Genomic DNA, 18,216 nt, shown 5'->3' on the forward strand with positions numbered 1-18,216 from the left:
ACAAGCCGGCGCGTCCCTTGAGCGACAGGCTGGGGCAGGGCGGGGCATGGGTCGCGCGGGTCGGACCTGGGGCCTGGGGCAAACCTTGTCAGAATCGCCCGCTTGACCACAGGAATTTGGCATGGATTTCCATTTGAACGAAGAGCACGACAGTTTTGCCCAAGCGGTGCGGCGCTTCGCGCAAACCGAGCTGGCGCCAGGCGCATTGGCGCGGGCCCATTCAGCGGCTTACCCCTCCGATGTGGCCAAAGCCTTGGCCCGCCAAGGCTTGCTCGGCATTGCCTTTGACGAGCGCGACGGCGGCCAAGGTGGCAGCTTGATGCACGCGGTGCTGGCCATTCAAGAGGTGGCCTTGGCCTGCCCGAAAAGCGCCGACATCGTGCAAGCCGGCAACTTTGGCCCCATTCGCACCTTTGTGGAATACGCCAGCTCGACCCAGAAAGCGCGTTACTTGCCGGGCTTGCTCAAAGGCGAGCAAGTGATCTGCTTGGGCATGAGCGAGCCCGAAGCCGGCTCGGCGGTGACCGAGTTGGTCACCAGCGCCACGCTGGAGGGCGATGAGGTGGTCATCAACGGCAGCAAGGTGTTCTCCACCCACAGCCCGCATGCGTCTTTGTTTTTGATTTATGTGCGCTTTGGCCCCGGGGTGGACGGGATTGGCTCGGTAGTGGTGGAGCGCGGCACGCCTGGGTTTTCGATTGGCGAGCCGTCTAACTTCATGAGTGGTGAGCAGTGGAGCCAGTTGTATTTTGAAAACTGCCGCATCCCGGCCAGCCAGGTGCTGTTGGGCATTGGCGGGTTCAAAAAGCAAATCGCCGGCTTCAATGTGGAGCGCTTGGGCAATGCCTCGCGCTCGCTGGCCTTGGGGCGCTACTGCTTCAATGTGGCGCGTGAACATGCCTTGATCCGCAAGCAGTTTGGCCGCCCTTTGTGCGAGTTCCAAGGTTTGCAATGGAAGTTTGCCGACATGGCCTTGCAGCTGGAGAGCGCGCAGTTGATGCTCTACAAGGCCGCGATGGAGGGCGAGGGAGGTGCCCTGCCCAGCGCGCACAGCACGGCCATGGCCAAGCTGGCCTGCAACCAAGCGGGTTGGGCGGTGGCCAACGAGGCCATGCAGGTCATGGGCGCCACTGGGTACAGCCAAGAAACCCTGATTGAATACTGTGTGCGCCGCACGCGGGGTTGGATGATCGCCGGCGGCTCCATCGAAATGCTGAAAAACCGCATCGCAGAAGGCGTTTTTGAGCGAACGTTTTCGCAACGCCCGCCCAAAGCCGCATGAGTGCCGCCCCATCAGCGGCGGGACCCGCCCAGCCCCGATTGCAAGGCGCCGAATTGGCGCGGGTGCTGTTGTCGCCCCACAGCGTGGCGGTGGTGGGGGCGTCGGACGATGCCAGCAAAACATCGGGCCGCCCGCTCATGTTTTTGCGCCAAGCCGGTTTTGCCGGGCGTATTTACCCGGTCAATCCGCGCCGTGCCCAGGTGCAGGGCGAGACCGCTTGGCCCGACCTGGCCAGCCTGCCCGAAGTGCCGGAGCATGTGTTTGTCATCACCCCCACGGACACCGTGATCGACACGGTGCGCGAATGCGCGCGTTTGGGTGTGCGCTTGGTCACGGTGTTGGCCAGTGGGTTTTCCGAAGCGGGTGCCGAGGGCTTGGCGCGTGAGCAGGCCTTGCGCGACATCTGCCGCGAAAACGGTTTGCGCCTGATCGGGCCCAGCAGTTTGGGCGTGGTCAATCCGCGTGCGCGCATGCCCCTGACCGCCAACGCCGCGTTTGCCGAGCCCGACATGCCAGTGGGCGAGGTGATGGTGGTGTCGCACAGCGGCAGCATGATCGGTGCCCTGGTCTCGCGCGGTCGCGCCCGGGGTGTGGGTTTTGCCAGCTTGGTCTCGGTGGGCAATGAGGTCGATTTGAGCGTGGGCGAAATCTGCGCCGCCACCTTGGACGACCCGCAGATCAAGGGCTATGTGCTGTTCTTGGAAAGCCTGCACCACGGCCAGGCCCTGCGCGCTTTTGCCCTGGCGGCGGCCGAGCGCGGCAAGCCGGTGGTGGTCTATAAATTGGGCCGCTCCAGCGTGGCGGCTGACATGGTGCAAAGCCACACCGGCGCCTTGGCCGGTGAGGACGACATCGCCGACGCCTATTTCAAAGACAGCGGTATGGCGCGGGTGGGCATTTTGGAGTCCTTGCTCGAAGCCCAGGCTTTGGCCGTCCGCTGGCCCTTGTTGAACGCGGTGCAGCCCTTGCGCCGTGTTGGCGTGGTCACCACCACGGGTGGTGGCGCGGCCATGTTGGTCGATCAACTCGGCATTCGCGGTGTGGTGGTCGAGGCGGCCAGTGCCGAGACCTTGCAGCGCTTGCAGGCCTTGGGCGTGGCTGTGAACCCTGGCCGGGTGCTGGACCTGACCTTGGCCGGTACCCGCTACGCCGTGATGAAAGCCGCCTTGGACGTGATGCTGGCGGCGCCCGAATTTGACGCGGTGGTCGCGGTGGTGGGCTCGTCGGCGCGGTTTCAGCCGCAATTGGCGGTGCAGCCCATCATCGACAGTGCCGCGCACAGCAAGCCCCTGGCGGCCATGATCGTCCCCGACGCCCCCCAAGCCATCGCCCAACTCACCGCCGCCCAGGTGCCGTGCTTTCGCACGCCCGAGTGCTGTGCCGATGTGATCGCCGCCTTGGTGTCGCGCCGCGCCCCTGCGGTGCGCGCGGCCTTGGCCGCACGCGGTCCAACGGCCCCAACAGGCACTTTGCGGCAGGCCCATGTGCTGGTGCCCACACCGTTGTTCACTTGGTCCGAACGCCAATCGCACGCTTGGCTGACGGCCTTGGGCTTGCCCTCGGCGGCGTCAGTGGCGGTGTCTGCCGATGGGCCGGTGCCCTTGCCCTTGCCGTTTGCTTATCCGGTGGCGGTGAAAGCTTGCTCGGCGCAGTTGGCACACAAAAGCGAGCATGGCGGCGTGGTGTTGGGTGTGGCCGACGCGCAGGGCGTGCGCGTGGCCATGGAGCAGGTGAAAACCAATGTCGCCCGCCACGCGCCGCTGCCAGCGGATTTTGAAATTTTGGTCCAACCCATGGTCAAAGGCTTGGCCGAGGTGTTGTTGGGCTTCAAGCGCGATGCCGATGCCGGCGCCATCGTCATGCTGGCCGCTGGCGGCATTTGGGCCGAGGTGGTGCGCGAGCGCAGCATCCGCTTGGCGCCAGTGGACGAGGCCCAGGCCCTGGAGATGATTGCCGAGCTGCGCGCCTTGAGCCCCTTGCAAGGCTTGCGCGGACAAGCGGTCGGCGACCTGGCTGCCTTGGCCCAGGCCATCAGCCGCTTTTCGCAAGCGGCGGTGTTGGCCGTGGGCGACGGGGTGATCGAAGCCGAGGTCAACCCCTTGATGGTTTTGCCCTTGGGCCAAGGGGTGTGCGCCGCCGACGCTTTGGTGATCGCAGACCGCCGCCAGAGCATGGGTGACACCCTTGTCGTGACGCCCATACGGGTCGGCTTATGATGGTGTTCGTGGGTGGCGCGGCTGCCTGTTTATCGCAAATGATGGATTTGAGGAGATTTCATGAAGCTAATGCATTTCAATGACTTTCGCTTGGGCGTGCTCAAAGGCGATCAGGTGGTCGATGTCACCTCGGTGGTGGCCAACATTCCCCATGTGGGCCCCGGCGACCGCATGAACAGTTTGATCGCCCATTTCGGCGATTTCCGCGCCCGCCTTGAAGCCGCTGCGGCCTCTGGCACCGGCGTGCCCGTGGCTTCGGTGCGCATCCGCCCACCGGTGCCCAAGCCCACCAACATCGAGTGCATGGCGGTCAACTACATGGAAGACGGCACCCTCAAAGAGCCTTCGCCCATCAACGCCTTCCACAAGTCCCCTGGCTGCATCATTGGCCCCGGCGACACCATGGTGCTGCCCGACTTTGCCGCTTCGGTGTTTGAAGGCGAAGCCGAGCTCGGCTTGGTGATTGGCAAGCCCACCAGCCGCGTGTCCGCCGCCAACGCCATGGACCACGTGTTTGGGTACATCAACTTCATCGACGGCTCGGCCCGTGGTGTGGTGCCCCCCACCAACGTGTTCTACCAAATGAAGTCGCGCGCCACCTTTGCGCCGATTGGCCCATATTTGGTGACCGCCGATGAAGTGCCCGATCCCCAAAAGCTGCAAGTCAAGCTGTGGGTCAATGGCCAGTTGAAGCAAAACTTCAACACCGACGACATGGCGCACAAAATTCCGCGTTGCATCGAATGGGTGTCGCACATCCACGACTTGGAGCCTGGCGACATCATTGCCACCGGCACCAACCACCGGGGTTTGTCGTCGTTCCAAGACGGCGACAAGATCGAGTTGGAGTGCGAAGGCATGGGCCGCTTGACGGTCAATGTGAAAGACGAGCTCAAGCGCACTTGGGCGCGCGAGACGCGTTTGGAGCGCACTGAAAAAGGTCTGGAAGGCCTCACGCCTCAGCTCACCGGCAAATACGCCAAGGCCTAAGCCCCATCCGGCTTGACGCCCCAGCGGCACGCCCGACCTGGCCCAGCGATGGACGGTCGGGCGTTTTCATTGAAGCGTCTGTTTTAGTCATTTAAATAAGGGGGATTGACCATGTCAACCACAGCACACAGCGATGGGCGGCGTTTTTCGCTGTTGAACGACCAAACCATGACACCCGCACAGCGCGAACTCGCGGCGGCCATCCGTTCTGGCCCGCGCGCGGCGGTGGCCGGCTCGGCCGCCAACAGCGCCGACACCACCTTGGGCAGCCCGTTCAATGTGTTCTTGCGCAGCCCTGAGTTGGGCGACCATTTGCAAAAAATGGGCTCGCACATCCGCTTCAAAAGCACCCTGGGCCCCAAGCTCACCGAGCTGGCCATTTTGGTCACCGCCCGCCAGTGGACCGCGCAGTATGAGTGGCACGCCCACCACCGACTGGCATTGCAAGCCGGCCTGGACCCGGCCATTGCCGCCGCCATTGCCCAAGGTCAACGTCCCGCAACCATGAGCGCCGAAGAAGCCGTCATTTACGACTTTTGCCACGAACTGCACGCCACCACGCGGGTCAGCGACGCGGCTTACGACGGGGTGTTCAGCCGTTTTGGCGAGCAAGGCGTGATGGACTTGATCGCCACCAATGGCTATTACGTGTTGGTGGCCATGGTGCTGAATGTGGACCGCACTCCCATCCCGGGTGGGGCGCCTTTGCCTTTGTCGCCTTTGCCCTGAGGGGCACTGCGAGCCAGCCAGACCAGGGTCAGCCACAGCGCAAGGCGCGAATTCGGCATTTAATTAAAATGCGACTTTATTGAAGCATATTTCACAAAAGTCGCGACTAATTTGCAATGTTATGCAATTTAGTCGTAAAATTTCATCATGAAGCGCTATCTTGACGACCGTGTACAGGCCGATCTGGGCCAGAAAATGGTGTTCCTGACCGGCCCTCGGCAGGTGGGCAAAACCACGCTGAGCCGCCAGCTGATCGCTCAGCTGGGTGGTCAGTACCTGAACTACGACGTTGCTGCCGACCGCGCCCTGATCGTCAACCAGCGTTGGAGCCCCCAAGCCCCGCTGCTGGTGCTGGACGAAGTGCACAAAATGACCGCTTGGAAAGCCTGGCTCAAAGGCGTCTACGACGGCAAACCCGCAGGGCAACAACTGCTGGTCACGGGCAGCGCTCGCATGGATATATTTCGGCAAGGTGGTGAGTCGTTGGCGGGTCGTTTTTTTGGCTTGCGGCTGCACCCGTTCTCGGTGCGCGAGTGGTGTGAGCAAAGTGGCGCGACACCCGCTGCCGCGCTGACGCACTTGCTCGAGCGTGGCGGCTTTCCCGAGCCGTGCCTGGCTTTGGACCAGGCGCAGGCCGAACGCTGGCGCAGGCAATACTTTGATGGCTTGGTGCGCAACGACGTGCTGGAGTTTTCGCGCATCCAAGAGGTCAGCGCCATTCGCTTGTTTGCCCAAATGCTGCGCTCGCGCGTGGGTTCGCCTTTGTCGCTGGCCAGCATCGCCCGCGATTTGGCGGTGTCGCCGGCCACGCTCAAAAAATACCTGGATATTTTGGAGGCGCTTTATATTGTTTTTGTGGTGCGCCCCTACCACGACAACATCGCCCGCTCGGTGTTGCAGTCACCCAAGGTGTATTTCTACGACACCGGGCTGGTCGAAGGCGACGAAGGTCTGCGCTTTGAAAACCTGGTGGCGGCTTGCCTGCTCAAGCATGTGCAATGGCAGCATGATGTGCAAGGCAAAGAAACAGGCTTGCATTACATCCGCACCAAAGACGGGGCTGAGGTGGACTTTGCCTTGAGCGACAAAAACCAACTGACGCACTTGGTGGAATGCAAAATGTCAGATGTCAAACCGCACCGCGCCTTGCAACGCTTCGCCCTGGAGAAAGCCCCGGTGCAAGCCGTGCAGGTGGTGCGCAATGCAAGCCACAGCCACACCCGGGACGCGATTGAAATCATGGTGGCGCATGATTTTTTGAACGGCTTGCTGGCTTGAGAGGCTGGCGCCAACACCCCCCAGCTCTATCGCACGAACCCCAGGCTGTACACCTTAGGGCGCAGCTGGTCGGTGCGCGCTGTGCAGGCCAATTCAAACGCAGAGAAGTGGATGGGGGCGTGAAATGAACAGCTGCGGTGTGACCGCTTTTGTTGCGCTCGGCCAAGGCATTGCGAATGGGGTACCCGCCCACGTCAGCCGGTTGGTGGCAGGGGCCTGCCTCAGTGCAGCTTCACATGCGGCTCGGTGCGGCGCAAGATCAAGCGCGCCAGGGTGTCGAGCGCCACCTTGGTCCAACCGTGCAAGGCCAGCTCGTGCATTTTGTACAGCGACAGGTACATCATCTTGGCGAACACGCCTTCGATCATCAAGCTGTCGCCAATCAAGCCCCCCATCATATTGCCCACCGTGCTGAATTGGCCCAGCGAGACCAGCGAACCAAAGTCGCGGTAGCGGTAGTCTTGCAGGCTTTGTCCGCGCAAGCGGCGCTGGATTTGTTGGGCCATGTGGCTGGCCTGTTGGTGCGCGGCCTGCGCCCTGGGGGGCACATTGGGCAGGCGATCGGATGGGCTTTCGGGCCAGGGGCAAGCCGCGCAGTCGCCCAAGGCAAAAATGTCGCTGTCACGCGTGGTTTGCAACGTCGGCAGCACCACCAGTTGGTTGAGCCGATTGGTCTCCAGCCCGGACAGGTTGTTCAAAAAGTCAGGCGCTTTCACGCCAGCGGCCCACACCACAATTTCCGCCTCTACGGTGCGGCCATCGGACAGGCGCACGCCATCGGCCATCACCGCTTCCACCTTGGCGTTGGTGTGCACTTCCACACCGAGCTTTTGCAGCAACAGCGTGGTGGCGGTGGACAAGCGCTCGGGCAGGGCCGGCAGCACGCGCGGCGCGGCCTCGATCACCTTGACGCGGATGTCTTTGTCGGGGTTCACCCGGTCCAAGCCGTAAGCCACCACCTCGCGGGTGGTGCGGTGCAACTCGGCCGCCAGCTCAATGCCGGTAGCCCCCGCGCCAATGATGGCCACATGCAATTGCCCGCTGCGCAGTGCGGCGGCTTGGTGGTGGGCGCGGATGCAGGCGTTGACCATGCGGGCGTGAAAGCGCCGCGCGTCCTCGGCGGTTTCCAAGCGCATGGCGTGCTCGCGCACACCGGGCGTGCCAAAGTCGTTGCTCAGGCTGCCAATGCACACCACCAAGGTGTCGTAGGCAATGCTTTGCACCGGCGTGACCTCTTGCCCAGCTTCGTCCAGGTAGGGTGACAGCGCCACGGTTTTATGGACGCGATCGATGTCGCGCAACTCGCCCAAACGAAAGGTGAAGTGGTGCCAGTGCGCTTGCGCCATGTAGTCCACCTCGTGGTCGCCCATGTCCATGCTGCCCGCAGCGATTTCGTGCAGCTTGGGCTTCCAAATGTGGGTGCGGTTTTTGTCCACCAAGGTGATGCGCGCCTGTGCGCGCCGACCCAGGGTGTCGCCCAAGCGGGTGGCCAACTCCAGCCCGCCCGCGCCCCCGCCAATGATCACGATGTGGTGTGGGTTTGCCATGGGCTTCCTTGTGCGGGGGTCAGAGGGGCCCGCGTGGGGCCGTTGGAGGCCTGAATTTACAGGGAAAAAAGATTGGGTGATCGATGGCCCCTGCCGATCACGGAGACACCCACCCCAGCATTTCCTCCAAGGGTTGCTCGGGGCTTGCGCCCCTCGCAACGCCTTCGATGTGCAATGAAGCTCAGTTACACCAACAAGGCATTCACCCGCTTCACATAAGCCGCTGGGTCTTCGGGCATGCCGCCTTCGGCCAGCAGGGCTTGGTCGAACACGATGTGGGCGAGGTCGTGGAAGTGGATGTTTCCCTCGGGCGTGTCGAGCTTTTTCACCAGCGGGTGCTCGGGGTTCACTTCCAAAATGGGCTTGCTCTCGGGCGCGCTTTGACCGGCTTGCTTCAACATGCGGGCCAGTTGCAGCGACATGCCGTCGTCTTTCACCACCAAACACGCGGGTGAATCGACCAAGCGCGAGGTGACGCGCACGTCTTCGGCCTTGTCTTTCAAAGCCTCTTTGAGTTTGGCCAGCAGTGGCTTGAAGGTTTCGGCGGCTTCTTCGGCGGCTTTCTTTTCCTCTTCGTCTTGCAGCTTGCCCAAGTCGAACGCGCCCTTGGCCACGCTTTGCAGCGGCGTGCCGTCAAACTCGTTCAAAAAGCCCAGCGCCCATTCGTCCACCCGGTCGCTCATGAGCAGCACTTCAATGCCTTTTTTGCGGAACACTTCCAGTTGCGGGCTGTTCTTGGCCGCGGCCAAGCTGTCGGCGGTGATGTAGAAAATGGCCTCTTGGCCTTCCTTCATGCGCGCTTTGTAGTCGGCAAAGCCCACGCTCACCGAGTCGGTGGTGGAGCTGGCAAAGCGCAGCAGCTTGGCGATCTTGTCTTTGTTGGCAAAGTCTTCGCCCAAGCCTTCTTTGAGCACCGCGCCAAAGTCTGTATAGAACTTGGTGAACTTGCCGGCGTCTTTTTTGTCGTCGTCGCTGGCGTCTGCCGCGGGTGCGTCGTGTTTGGCCAAGTCTTCCAGCATGGACAGCACGCGGCGGGTGTTGCCCTCGCGGATGGCTTTCACGTCGCGGCTTTCTTGCAGCAACTCGCGGCTCACGTTCAGGGGCAAATCGGCAGAGTCCACCACGCCCTTCACAAAGCGCAGGTAGGTGGGCAGCAAGGCCTCGGCGTCGTCCATGATGAACACGCGTTTCACATACAGCTTGATGCCGCCTTTTTTGTCGCGGTTCCACAAATCAAACGGCGCTTTGCTGGGCAGGTACAGCAGTTGGGTGTATTCGGTGCTGCCTTCCACCTTGTTGTGGCTCCACGCCAGCGGCGGCTCAAAGTCGTGGCTGATGGCTTTGTAGAACTCGGCGTGTTGCTCTTCTGTGATGTCTTTTTTGGGGCGGGTCCACAAGGCCGAGGCTTTGTTGATGGTTTCCCACTCGTCGGTGACCACCATCTCGCCGGGTTGGTCTTTCTCGCCTTCTTTCCATTCCTCTTTGCGCATCAGGATGGGCAAGGCGATGTGGTCAGAGTATTTGTTGATGATGGACTTGAGCTTCCAGTTGCTCAGGTACTCGTCGGCGTCGTCGCGCAAATGCAGAATGATGTGCGTGCCGCGTTGGTTTTGGGTGATGGTCTCCACCTCAAAGTCGCCACTGCCGCCACTGGTCCAGCGCACGCCCTCGGCAGGGGCCGCACCGGCGCGGCGGGTTTCCACCACGATCTTGTCGGCAACGATGAAGCCCGAATAAAAGCCCACGCCAAACTGGCCAATGAGCGAGCCTTGGTCTTTGGCGTCGCTTTGCTGGTCGCCGCTCAGTTTGCTCATGAAGTCGCGGGTGCCGCTCTTGGCGATGGTGCCCAAATGGTCAATCGCCTCTTGCTCGCTCATGCCAATGCCGTTGTCGCTGATGGTCAGCGTCTTGGCGGCTTTGTCAAACGCCACGCGGATGTCCAGCGTCGGTGTGTCCTCAAACAACGCAGCGTTGTTCAGCGCTTCATAACGCAGCTTGTCGCAAGCGTCCGAGGCGTTGGAGATCAGCTCGCGCAGAAAAATTTCTTTGTTGGAGTACAGCGAGTGGGTGACCAAATGCAGCAGTTGGGCCACTTCGGCTTGGAAGGCGTGTTTTTGGGTGCTCATGGGATTTGTAAAAACAAAAGTGAAATCAAGAAAAGGCGTCAGAACGGGCTGACGCAACATGAATTGTCATATAGGGGTCTGGGGCGGGGATTTCAAGGGGCCTAAAACACCTCACCCGCCGCCAAATACCGCCACTGCCCCACCGGCAGTTGACCCAGCTTCACGCGGCCAATGCGCACCCGCTTCAAGCCGACCACGGTCAGGCCCACCAGCTCGCACATGCGCCGGATTTGCCGTTTTTTGCCCTCGCGCAGCACAAAGCGCAGTTGCTCGGGGTTTTGCCAGTCCACCACGGCCGGCTTCAAGGCTTGACCGTCCAGCGCCAAGCCGTGGCACAGCTGGGCCAGTTGCTCGGGCGGAAACAGCGACTGCACATCGGTTTGCACCTCACCCACAGGCAAGCGCCCATACTGCACCCGCACCAAATACTCTTTCTCCACCTCGGAGTTCTCGCCTATCAACTGTCGCGCCACGCGGCCGTCTTGGGTCAGTACCAGCAGACCCACCGAGTCGATGTCCAAGCGGCCCGCAGGCGCTAGCCCCATGCGTTGGCGCGGCACAAAACGGGTGGGCGAGCGGTCGTCGCGCCAGCGGTTGCCGGCCTCGATCAGGTTGATGGCGGGGGTGTGGCCGTCCTCGGCTTGGCCGCTGACAAAGCCCATGGGCTTGTGCAGGATGATGGTGACTTGTTTGTCTTGCTGGCCCCGCGCGAGTTTGTCCACCTCGATGCGGTCCAAGGGGCTGACCGGTTTGCCCAGCACCGCCACCTCGCCATTCACCTTCACCCAGCCCTTGGCGATCCAGTCGTCGGCCTCGCGGCGCGAGCACAGACCTAGCTCGGCCATGCGTTTGTTCAGTCGGGTGAGGGCGTCGTTCATGGGGTGTCGAGTGTATGGCTGCGCAAGGCGGTGAGGTTGAGCACGCGCACACCGCCGTATTCCAGCCGAATCCATTGGGCTTGTTGCAAAGCATTGAGGGCCACATTCACCCGCTGGCGCGACAAACCCACCAAATAAGCCAGCTCTTGCTGGGTGATGCGCAGCACCTCGCCCACGCCAGGGAACAGCACCGGGTTGAACAGCGCGGCCAAATTGCGCGCCACGCGCACATCGGGGTTGGCCAGGCGGTCGATTTCGCGCGCCGCGATGAACTGGCCCAAGCGTTCGTTGAGTTGGTTCATGACAAAGCGGTTGAAACCAATGGACTTGTCCAGCAGCAGGTGAAAAGTCTCCAGCGGCAGGCCCGCCACCGTGGTGTTGCGCAGGGCTTGCACGTTGTAGCGGTAGGACTCGCGCTTGAGCGCGGTGCCCTCGCCAAACCAACCCCCCGAGGGCAGGCCGGTGAAGGTGACGCTGTAGCCTTGCTCGTTGTCGGTGCTCATCTTGAGCAGGCCCTCAACCACCCCAAACCAGTAGGTGGGCGCTTTGCCAAAGCGGCACACCAGGTCGCCGGGTTGGGCATCGCCAACCACGATGCGCGGCACGGCCAAGGCCTGCTCAGCCTCGGTCATGGCGGCCAACCAAGGAATGCCCGCCAGTTCTGCGGGCGTGGGCGGGCGGCGGCGTTGGTGCAGGGGGGTTTCGGTGTTCATGTCAGCAGGGGGTCAGTCGAGATCAGGGCTTTCCCTAGATTGTCGTTGTAACGACAAAATAATGTCAAAGTACCTTTTACAGTCACGCAAGAGACAAAGCCCAAGGGCCTGCCCTGGGGCGGTGCTTGGACGAACACAGCCCACACGCATGCAGGGCAAGACCAATTGGGGACAAGATGGAGCGCACGTTTTCGCAATTGTTGATGGGCCATGCCCAGCAGCGACCGCAGGCCCCGGCCATGCGCGAAAAAGAATATGGCATTTGGCAAACCCACTCCTGGTCAGACATGGCCAAGATGGTGGTGCACATGGCTGCGGGTTTGCATTTGGCCGGATTGCGCCGTGGCGAGCACATGGTGGTGGTGGGTGCCAACCGCCCGCGCCTGACCGCCGCCATGCTGGCGGCCCAAACCTTGGGCGCCATCCCGGTGCCGCTGTACCAAGACGCAGTGGCCTCTGAATATGTGTTCCCCATCAACAACGCCGAGGTGCGTTTTGCGGTGGTGGAAAACCAAGAGCAGGTCGACAAGATGATCGAAATCCGTGGCCAATGCCCGGCCATTTCGCACATCATTTATGACGACCCGCGCGGTTTGCGCAATTACCAAGAAGCCGGCTTGTCATCGCTGGACGCCTGTTTGAGCGCCGGGGCCGCCCATGTGGCCGCACACCCCAGCTGGGCCCAGCAAGAAATCGACGCCGGTCACGCCGACGATGTGGCCGCGATGTTTTTCACATCTGGCACCACCGGCAACCCCAAGGGCGTGGTGCACACCCACCACAGCTTGATCGACCGCGCCCAAGCCGGCGCAGACTTTGACCATTTGGGCCCCAACGAAGAGGTGCTGGCTTATTTGCCACCGGCTTGGATTGGCCAAAACATCTTCAGCTATGCCCAGTGGCTGTGCTGTGGTTACGTGGTCAATTGCCCCGAGTCGGCAGCGACCATGGCCATCGACCTCAAAGAGGTCGGCCCGACCTATTACTTTGCCCCACCTCGGGTGTTTGAGGGCTTGTTGACCAGTGTGATGATCCGCATGGAAGACGCGGGTTCGATCAAGCGCAGCATGTTTGGCTACTTCATGGATGTGGCCCGTGCCCATGGCCCGGCGCGCATGGATGGCAAATCGATTGGCTTGTGGGCGTCGCTGCAATACACGCTGGGCGACTGGCTGGTCTACGGACCGCTGCGCAACAACCTGGGCATGTCGCGCGTGCGTGTGGCCTATACCGCTGGTGAAGCCATTGGGCCAGACCTGTTCACCTTTTACCGCTCCATCGGCGTCAACCTCAAGCAGTTGTACGGCTCAACCGAGACCGCCGTATTCGTGTGTTTGCAACCCGATAACGAAGCGCGTGCCGACACCGTGGGCGTGCCGTGTGCGGGGGTGGAAATCAAGGTGGCCGACAACGGCGAAATTTTGGTCAAGTCGCCAGGTTTGCTCAAAGGCTATTACAAAAATCCCGAGGCCACGGCCGAGGTGCTCACCGCCGACGGCTGGTATCACACCAGCGACGCGGGTTTTTTGGATGCCCAAGGCCACCTCAAGATCATCGACCGGGTCAAAGACGTGGGCCGCATCAAAGGTGGCGACAACGACGGGGCCATGTTTGCGCCCAAGTATGTGGAGAACAAGCTCAAGTTCTTCCCCTTCATCAAAGAGGTGGTGGCCTATGGCGACCAGCGCGAAAAAGTGTGCGTCATGATCAACATCGACTTTGACGCCGTGGGCAACTGGGCCGAGCGGCGCAACCTGCCCTATGCCGGCTATACCGACTTGGCGCAAAAGACCGAGGTCTACGCACTGATTCAAGATTGTGTGGAAAAAGTCAATGCCGATTTGAGCGCCGACAACTTGCTCGCGGGCAGCCAGATCAGCCGCTTTTTGGTGTTGCACAAAGAGCTCGATGCCGACGACGGCGAACTCACCCGCACCAACAAGGTTCGGCGCGGCTATATCGCCGACAAATACCAAGTGCTGGTGGACGCCTTGTACGGTGGCTTGCAATCGCAGTTCATTGAGACCGCTGTGAAGTTTGAGGACGGCCGCAGCGGCAGCGTCAGCGCCACATTGCGCTTGAGTGATGCCAAGCTGTTTGCACCCGTGGGGAGAGCGGCATGAGCAAGCGCATTGGCGACGTTGTGTTGGATGTGAAAAACATCAGCCTGGCCTTTGGGGGCGTCAAGGCTTTGACCGATATTTCTTTCGATGTGCGCGAGCATGAAATTCGCGCCATCATTGGCCCCAACGGGGCGGGCAAAAGCTCGATGCTCAACTGCATCAATGGGGTGTACACCCCGCAAACGGGCACCATTTCATTCCGCGGTCAAACCTTTGACCACATGGACAGCCGCCAAGTGGCCGAGATGGGCATTGCCCGCACCTTCCAAAACCTGGCTTTGTTCAAGGGCATGAGTGTGCTCGACAACATCATGACCGGGCGCAACCTGCGCATCAAAAGCAATATATTGCTGCAAGCCCTGCGCATTGGGCCGGCCGAGCGCGAAGAAATGCAGCACCGCGCTTATGTCGAGCACATCATCGACTTTTTGGAAATCCAAGCGCACCGCAAAACCCCCGTAGGGCAGTTGCCCTACGGCCTGCAAAAGCGCGTTGACCTGGGCCGAGCCCTGGCGCTGGAGCCCAAGGTGTTGCTGCTCGATGAACCGATGGCGGGCATGAACGTCGAAGAAAAACAAGACATGTGCCGCTTCATCTTGGACGTCAACGACGAGTTCGGTACCACCGTGGTGTTGATCGAGCACGACATGAGCGTGGTGATGGACATTTCCGACCGGGTGGTGGTGCTCGACTACGGCAAAAAAATTGGCGATGGCACCCCTGAAGAAGTGCGCAACAACCCCGAGGTGATCAGCGCTTACCTCGGCACCTCGCACTGACATTTGAGACGACACAGCAGCGCCAACGGATTGGAAGCGACATGGGATTTTTTCTAGAAACTTTGATTGGCGGCCTGATGGCCGGCATGTTGTATTCGCTGGTGGCCCTGGGCTTTGTGCTCATCTTCAAGGCCTCTGGGGTGTTTAACTTTGCCCAAGGCGCAATGGTGCTGTTTGCTGCCTTGGCCATGGCCCGTTTTGCCGAGTGGATCACCGCTTTGACGGGCTTGGACAACTTGTTGGTGGCCAACTTGATCGCCTTTGTTTTGGCCGGCGCGGTGATGTTTGCGGTGGCCTGGTTGGTGGAATACCTGGTCTTGCGCCATTTGGTCAACCAAGAAGGTGCCACTTTGTTGATGGCCACCTTGGGCATCACTTACTTTTTAGACGGCCTGGGTCAAACCATTTTTGGCTCGGACATTTACAAGATCGACATTGGCATGCCCAAAGAGCCTTTGATGCTGTTCGATTCGGTGTTTGAAGGCGGCCTGTTGGTCAGCCAAGAAGACCTGATTGCGGCGGGCATCTCAGCGGCCTTGGTGGCCATGCTGACATTGTTCTTCCAAAAAACATCCACCGGTCGCGCCCTGCGTGCGGTGGCCGATGACCACCAAGCGGCGCAATCGATTGGCATCCCACTCAACCGCATTTGGGTCATTGTGTGGTGCGTGGCGGGTGTGGTGGCCTTGGTGGCCGGCATGATTTGGGGCAGCAAGCTGGGCGTGCAATTTTCCCTGTCGGCCGTGGCTTTGCGCGCCTTGCCGGTGGTGATTTTGGGTGGCCTGACCTCGGTGCCCGGTGCGATTTTGGGCGGGCTGATCATTGGCGTGGGTGAAAAACTCTCCGAGGTGTTTTTAGGCCCCTACGTGGGTGGCGGCATTGAAATTTGGTTCGCCTATGTGCTGGCGCTGGTGGTGTTGTTGTTTCGCCCGCAAGGTTTGTTTGGCGAAAAAATCATCGATCGCGTCTGACAGACGCGTGTCGAACTGAAACGATTTAAAGTGAAACGCAGGCAACATGTTTTATAGAGAAAACGGTCAATTCAAAACCAGCTACCGGGGCGATCAGCAAATCTTCCCTATCACGCAAGACCGCTGGGCCGTTTTGGCTTTGGTGGCGTTTGCCTTCATTGGCGTGCCCTTGCTGGTCGATGAGTACCTTTACCGCGCCATCCTGATTCCCTTTCTCATCTTGTCGCTGGCCGCGCTGGGCGTGAACATTTTGGTCGGCTACTGCGGCCAAATTTCGCTGGGTTCGGGGGGCTTCATGGCGGTGGGCGCCTACGCAGCCTACAACACCTTCATCCGCGTTGACGACATGCCTTTGTTGGTGGCGCTGCTGTCGGGCGGATTTTTTGCCACCTTGGTGGGCATCTTTTTCGGCATACCCAGCTTGCGCGTCAAGGGTTTGTATTTGGCAGTGGCCACGCTGGCGGCGCAGTTTTTCTGCGACTGGGCGTTCTTGCGCATCAAATGGTTCACCAACAACACCTCGTCGGGTTCGGTGTCGGTGTCCAACCTGCAGGTGTTTGGCCAACCGATTGACACCCCGGTGCAAAAGTATATTTTTTGCTTGGCCATCTTGGTGGTGTTTGCCTTGTTGGCCAAAAACCTGGTGCGCAGCGCGATTGGCCGCGAGTGGATGGCCATTCGTGACATGGACGTGGCCGCAGCGGTGATTGGCATTCGCCCGATGTACGCCAAATTGAGCGCCTTTGCTGTCAGCTCTTTCATTGTGGGCGTGGCCGGTGCGCTGTGGGGCTTTATCCATTTGGGCGCTTGGGAGCCGGCGGCGTTCTCGGTGGACCGTTCCTTCTCTTTGCTGTTCATGGTCATCATTGGCGGCATGGGCTCCATCATGGGGAGCTTTTTTGGGGCTGCTTTCATCGTGGTGCTGCCGATTTTCCTCAACCAAGCCATTCCATTGTTGGGTGGCCTCTTTGGTTTTGATGTGTCAACGGCCTTCATTTCGCATGCCGAGTACATGGTGTTTGGTGCCTTGATTGTTTGGTTTTTGATTGTGGAGCCCCACGGCCTGGCGCGTCTGTGGAGCCTGGGCAAGCAAAAGCTGCGCGTGTGGCCCTTCCCGCATTGAGTTTTTTCCCGTTGTTTATTTTCTAAAGGAGACATTGATGAGTCAAAAATTGCGCAACTTCACCCTCGCCGCTGGCTTGGCTGTGGCTGCTGTGGTCGCCAGCGTGGCCACACCGGCTGTGGCCCAACCCAAAGAGCAGTTCTTCCCTTTGCTGGTGTATCGCACCGGCGCTTATGCACCCAATGGTGTGCCCTTTGCCAATGGCTATGCCGACTACCTCAAGTTGGTCAATGCGCGTGGCGGCATCAACGGCGTGAAGGTGTCGTTTGAAGAATGCGAAACCGGCTATGCCACCGACCGTGGCGTCGAGTGCTACGAGCGCCTCAAAGGCAAAAACGGCGGTGCCACCGTGTTCCAACCTTTGTCCACCGGCATCACGTTTGCGCTGACCGAAAAAGCCCCGGGCGACAAGATCCCCCTGATCACTGCGGGCTATGGCCGCAGCGAATCGGCCGATGGCCAGGTGTTCAAGTGGAACTTCCCGCTCACCGGCACCTATTGGGGTGCGGCCGATATTTTGATCCAGCACCTGGCGGCCAAAGAGGGTGGCTTTGACAAACTCAAGGGCAAAAAAATCACCTTGATTTACCACGACAGTCCGTTTGGCAAAGAGCCCATTCCTTTGTTGCAAGAGCGTGCCGCCATGCATGGTTTTGTGCTGACCTTGCTGCCCGTGGCCCACCCCGGCGTGGAGCAAAAAGCCACCTGGTTGCAAATCCGCCAAAACCGCCCTGACTATGTGCTCAACTGGGGTTGGGGTGTGATGAACTCCACCGCCCTCAAAGAAGCCCTGGCCACGGGCTTTCCGCGCGACAAGATGTATGGCGTGTGGTGGGCCGGTGCCGAGCCCGATGTGAAAGACGTGGGCGATGGCGCCAAAGGCTACAACGCCTTGGCCTTGCAACACGGTGCTGAACCCAATTCGGCGGTGGTCAAAGAAATTTTGGCCAAGGTGCACGACAAAGGCCAAGGCACAGGCCCCAAAGCCGAGGTGGGTGAGGTCTTGTACATGCGTGGTTTGACCGCTGGCATGTTTGCCGTCGAAGGCGTGCGCGCTGCGCAAGAGCGCTTTGGCAAAGGCAAGTGGGTGTCAGCCGAGCAAGCGCGCTGGGGCTATGAAAACCTCAACCTGACCCAAGCCAAGCTCGACGCCTTGGGCTTCAAGGGCGTGATGCGCCCCATCTCCACCTCCTGCGCAGACCACCAGGGCGCTTCCTGGGCCCGCATGCACCAGTGGGATGGCAAAAAGTGGAACTTCACCAGCGACTGGATGCAGCAAGACGACGCGATCATCAAACCCATGATCAAGGCCGCCGCTGACAAGTACGCTGCCGAGAAGAAGTGGACACGCCGCACCGGTCAAGACTGCCAGTCGTGATCGGCAAGGCCTGGCCTGTGTGCGCCTCTGGCGTGCACAGGTCCGGCTGGGGGCTCCAACGAGCCCCCAATCGCCAGGCTTGC

Annotated in this window: 14 protein-coding genes; 10 read left to right on the top strand and 4 right to left on the bottom strand. The window is 60.6% G+C overall.

Features of this window, described 5'->3' with window-relative positions:
* The first annotated feature begins 121 nt into the window (after positions 1 to 121).
* The 5 genes from AC8GFZ_RS16440 (at position 122) to AC8GFZ_RS16460 (ending at position 6,495) form a co-directional block, all read left to right on the top strand.
* On the top strand, positions 122 to 1,282 hold the full coding sequence (locus AC8GFZ_RS16440; protein ID WP_506646005.1) for an acyl-CoA dehydrogenase family protein: 1,161 nt from the start codon (positions 122 to 124) through the stop codon (positions 1,280 to 1,282).
* Positions 1,279 to 3,498 (top strand): acetate--CoA ligase family protein, encoded by a 2,220-nt coding sequence (locus AC8GFZ_RS16445; RefSeq protein WP_506646006.1) that lies wholly within the window; start codon positions 1,279 to 1,281, stop codon positions 3,496 to 3,498. The genes AC8GFZ_RS16440 and AC8GFZ_RS16445 overlap by 4 nt, the downstream gene beginning before the upstream one ends.
* Before the next feature lie 60 nt (positions 3,499 to 3,558).
* Positions 3,559 to 4,488, top strand: coding sequence for a fumarylacetoacetate hydrolase family protein (locus AC8GFZ_RS16450; RefSeq protein WP_506646007.1), 930 nt, complete (start codon positions 3,559 to 3,561; stop codon positions 4,486 to 4,488).
* A gap of 111 nt (positions 4,489 to 4,599) precedes the next feature.
* On the top strand, positions 4,600 to 5,217 hold the full coding sequence (locus AC8GFZ_RS16455) for a carboxymuconolactone decarboxylase family protein (RefSeq protein ID WP_506646008.1): 618 nt from the start codon (positions 4,600 to 4,602) through the stop codon (positions 5,215 to 5,217).
* Between the two features lie 147 nt (positions 5,218 to 5,364).
* Positions 5,365 to 6,495 carry an ATP-binding protein gene (locus AC8GFZ_RS16460; RefSeq protein ID WP_506646009.1) on the top strand — a complete coding sequence of 377 codons (1,131 nt, stop codon included), beginning with the start codon at positions 5,365 to 5,367 and terminating at the stop codon, positions 6,493 to 6,495.
* A 221-nt stretch (positions 6,496 to 6,716) separates the two neighbouring features.
* On the opposite strand, the gene AC8GFZ_RS16465 is transcribed toward AC8GFZ_RS16460, so the two are convergent.
* The 4 genes from AC8GFZ_RS16465 to AC8GFZ_RS16480 form a co-directional block, all read right to left on the bottom strand.
* Complete coding sequence (locus AC8GFZ_RS16465) at positions 6,717 to 8,042, bottom strand: NAD(P)/FAD-dependent oxidoreductase (RefSeq protein ID WP_506646010.1); 1,326 nt, start codon at positions 8,040 to 8,042, stop codon at positions 6,717 to 6,719.
* 185 nt (positions 8,043 to 8,227) lie between these two features.
* The gene (gene htpG / locus AC8GFZ_RS16470) at positions 8,228 to 10,168 is read right to left on the bottom strand and encodes a molecular chaperone HtpG (RefSeq protein ID WP_506646011.1); all 1,941 of its coding nucleotides are present in this window, start codon (positions 10,166 to 10,168) and stop codon (positions 8,228 to 8,230) included.
* A 101-nt stretch (positions 10,169 to 10,269) separates the two neighbouring features.
* Complete coding sequence (locus tag AC8GFZ_RS16475) at positions 10,270 to 11,046, bottom strand: pseudouridine synthase (protein ID WP_506646012.1); 777 nt, start codon at positions 11,044 to 11,046, stop codon at positions 10,270 to 10,272.
* Entirely contained in the window at positions 11,043 to 11,759 is a 717-nt protein-coding gene (locus tag AC8GFZ_RS16480) for a Crp/Fnr family transcriptional regulator (RefSeq protein ID WP_506646013.1), read from the bottom strand. The genes AC8GFZ_RS16475 and AC8GFZ_RS16480 overlap by 4 nt, the downstream gene beginning before the upstream one ends.
* A gap of 176 nt (positions 11,760 to 11,935) precedes the next feature.
* Here AC8GFZ_RS16480 and AC8GFZ_RS16485 point away from each other — a divergent pair, with 176 nt between their 5' ends.
* The 5 genes from AC8GFZ_RS16485 to AC8GFZ_RS16505 are packed head-to-tail and all read left to right on the top strand — an operon-like array spanning position 11,936 to position 18,133.
* A complete protein-coding gene (locus tag AC8GFZ_RS16485; protein ID WP_506646014.1) occupies positions 11,936 to 13,882 on the top strand; it encodes an AMP-dependent synthetase/ligase in 1,947 nt (648 codons plus the stop codon).
* Positions 13,879 to 14,661, top strand: a complete 783-nt coding sequence (locus tag AC8GFZ_RS16490) for an ABC transporter ATP-binding protein (protein ID WP_506646015.1) — start codon at positions 13,879 to 13,881, stop codon at positions 14,659 to 14,661. Before AC8GFZ_RS16485 ends, AC8GFZ_RS16490 begins: the two co-directional genes overlap by 4 nt.
* A 41-nt stretch (positions 14,662 to 14,702) precedes the next feature.
* The gene (locus AC8GFZ_RS16495; RefSeq protein ID WP_506646016.1) at positions 14,703 to 15,632 is read left to right on the top strand and encodes a branched-chain amino acid ABC transporter permease; all 930 of its coding nucleotides are present in this window, start codon (positions 14,703 to 14,705) and stop codon (positions 15,630 to 15,632) included.
* Between the two features lie 46 nt (positions 15,633 to 15,678).
* Positions 15,679 to 16,755, top strand: a complete 1,077-nt coding sequence (locus tag AC8GFZ_RS16500; RefSeq protein ID WP_506646017.1) for a branched-chain amino acid ABC transporter permease — start codon at positions 15,679 to 15,681, stop codon at positions 16,753 to 16,755.
* A 37-nt stretch (positions 16,756 to 16,792) separates the two neighbouring features.
* Positions 16,793 to 18,133, top strand: coding sequence for an ABC transporter substrate-binding protein (locus AC8GFZ_RS16505; RefSeq protein ID WP_506646018.1), 1,341 nt, complete (start codon positions 16,793 to 16,795; stop codon positions 18,131 to 18,133).
* Positions 18,134 to 18,216: the final 83 nt, after the last annotated feature.

The organism is Limnohabitans rimovensis (SeqCode), from assembly GCF_965234775.1.
GTDB lineage: Bacteria > Pseudomonadota > Gammaproteobacteria > Burkholderiales > Burkholderiaceae_C > Limnohabitans > Limnohabitans rimovensis.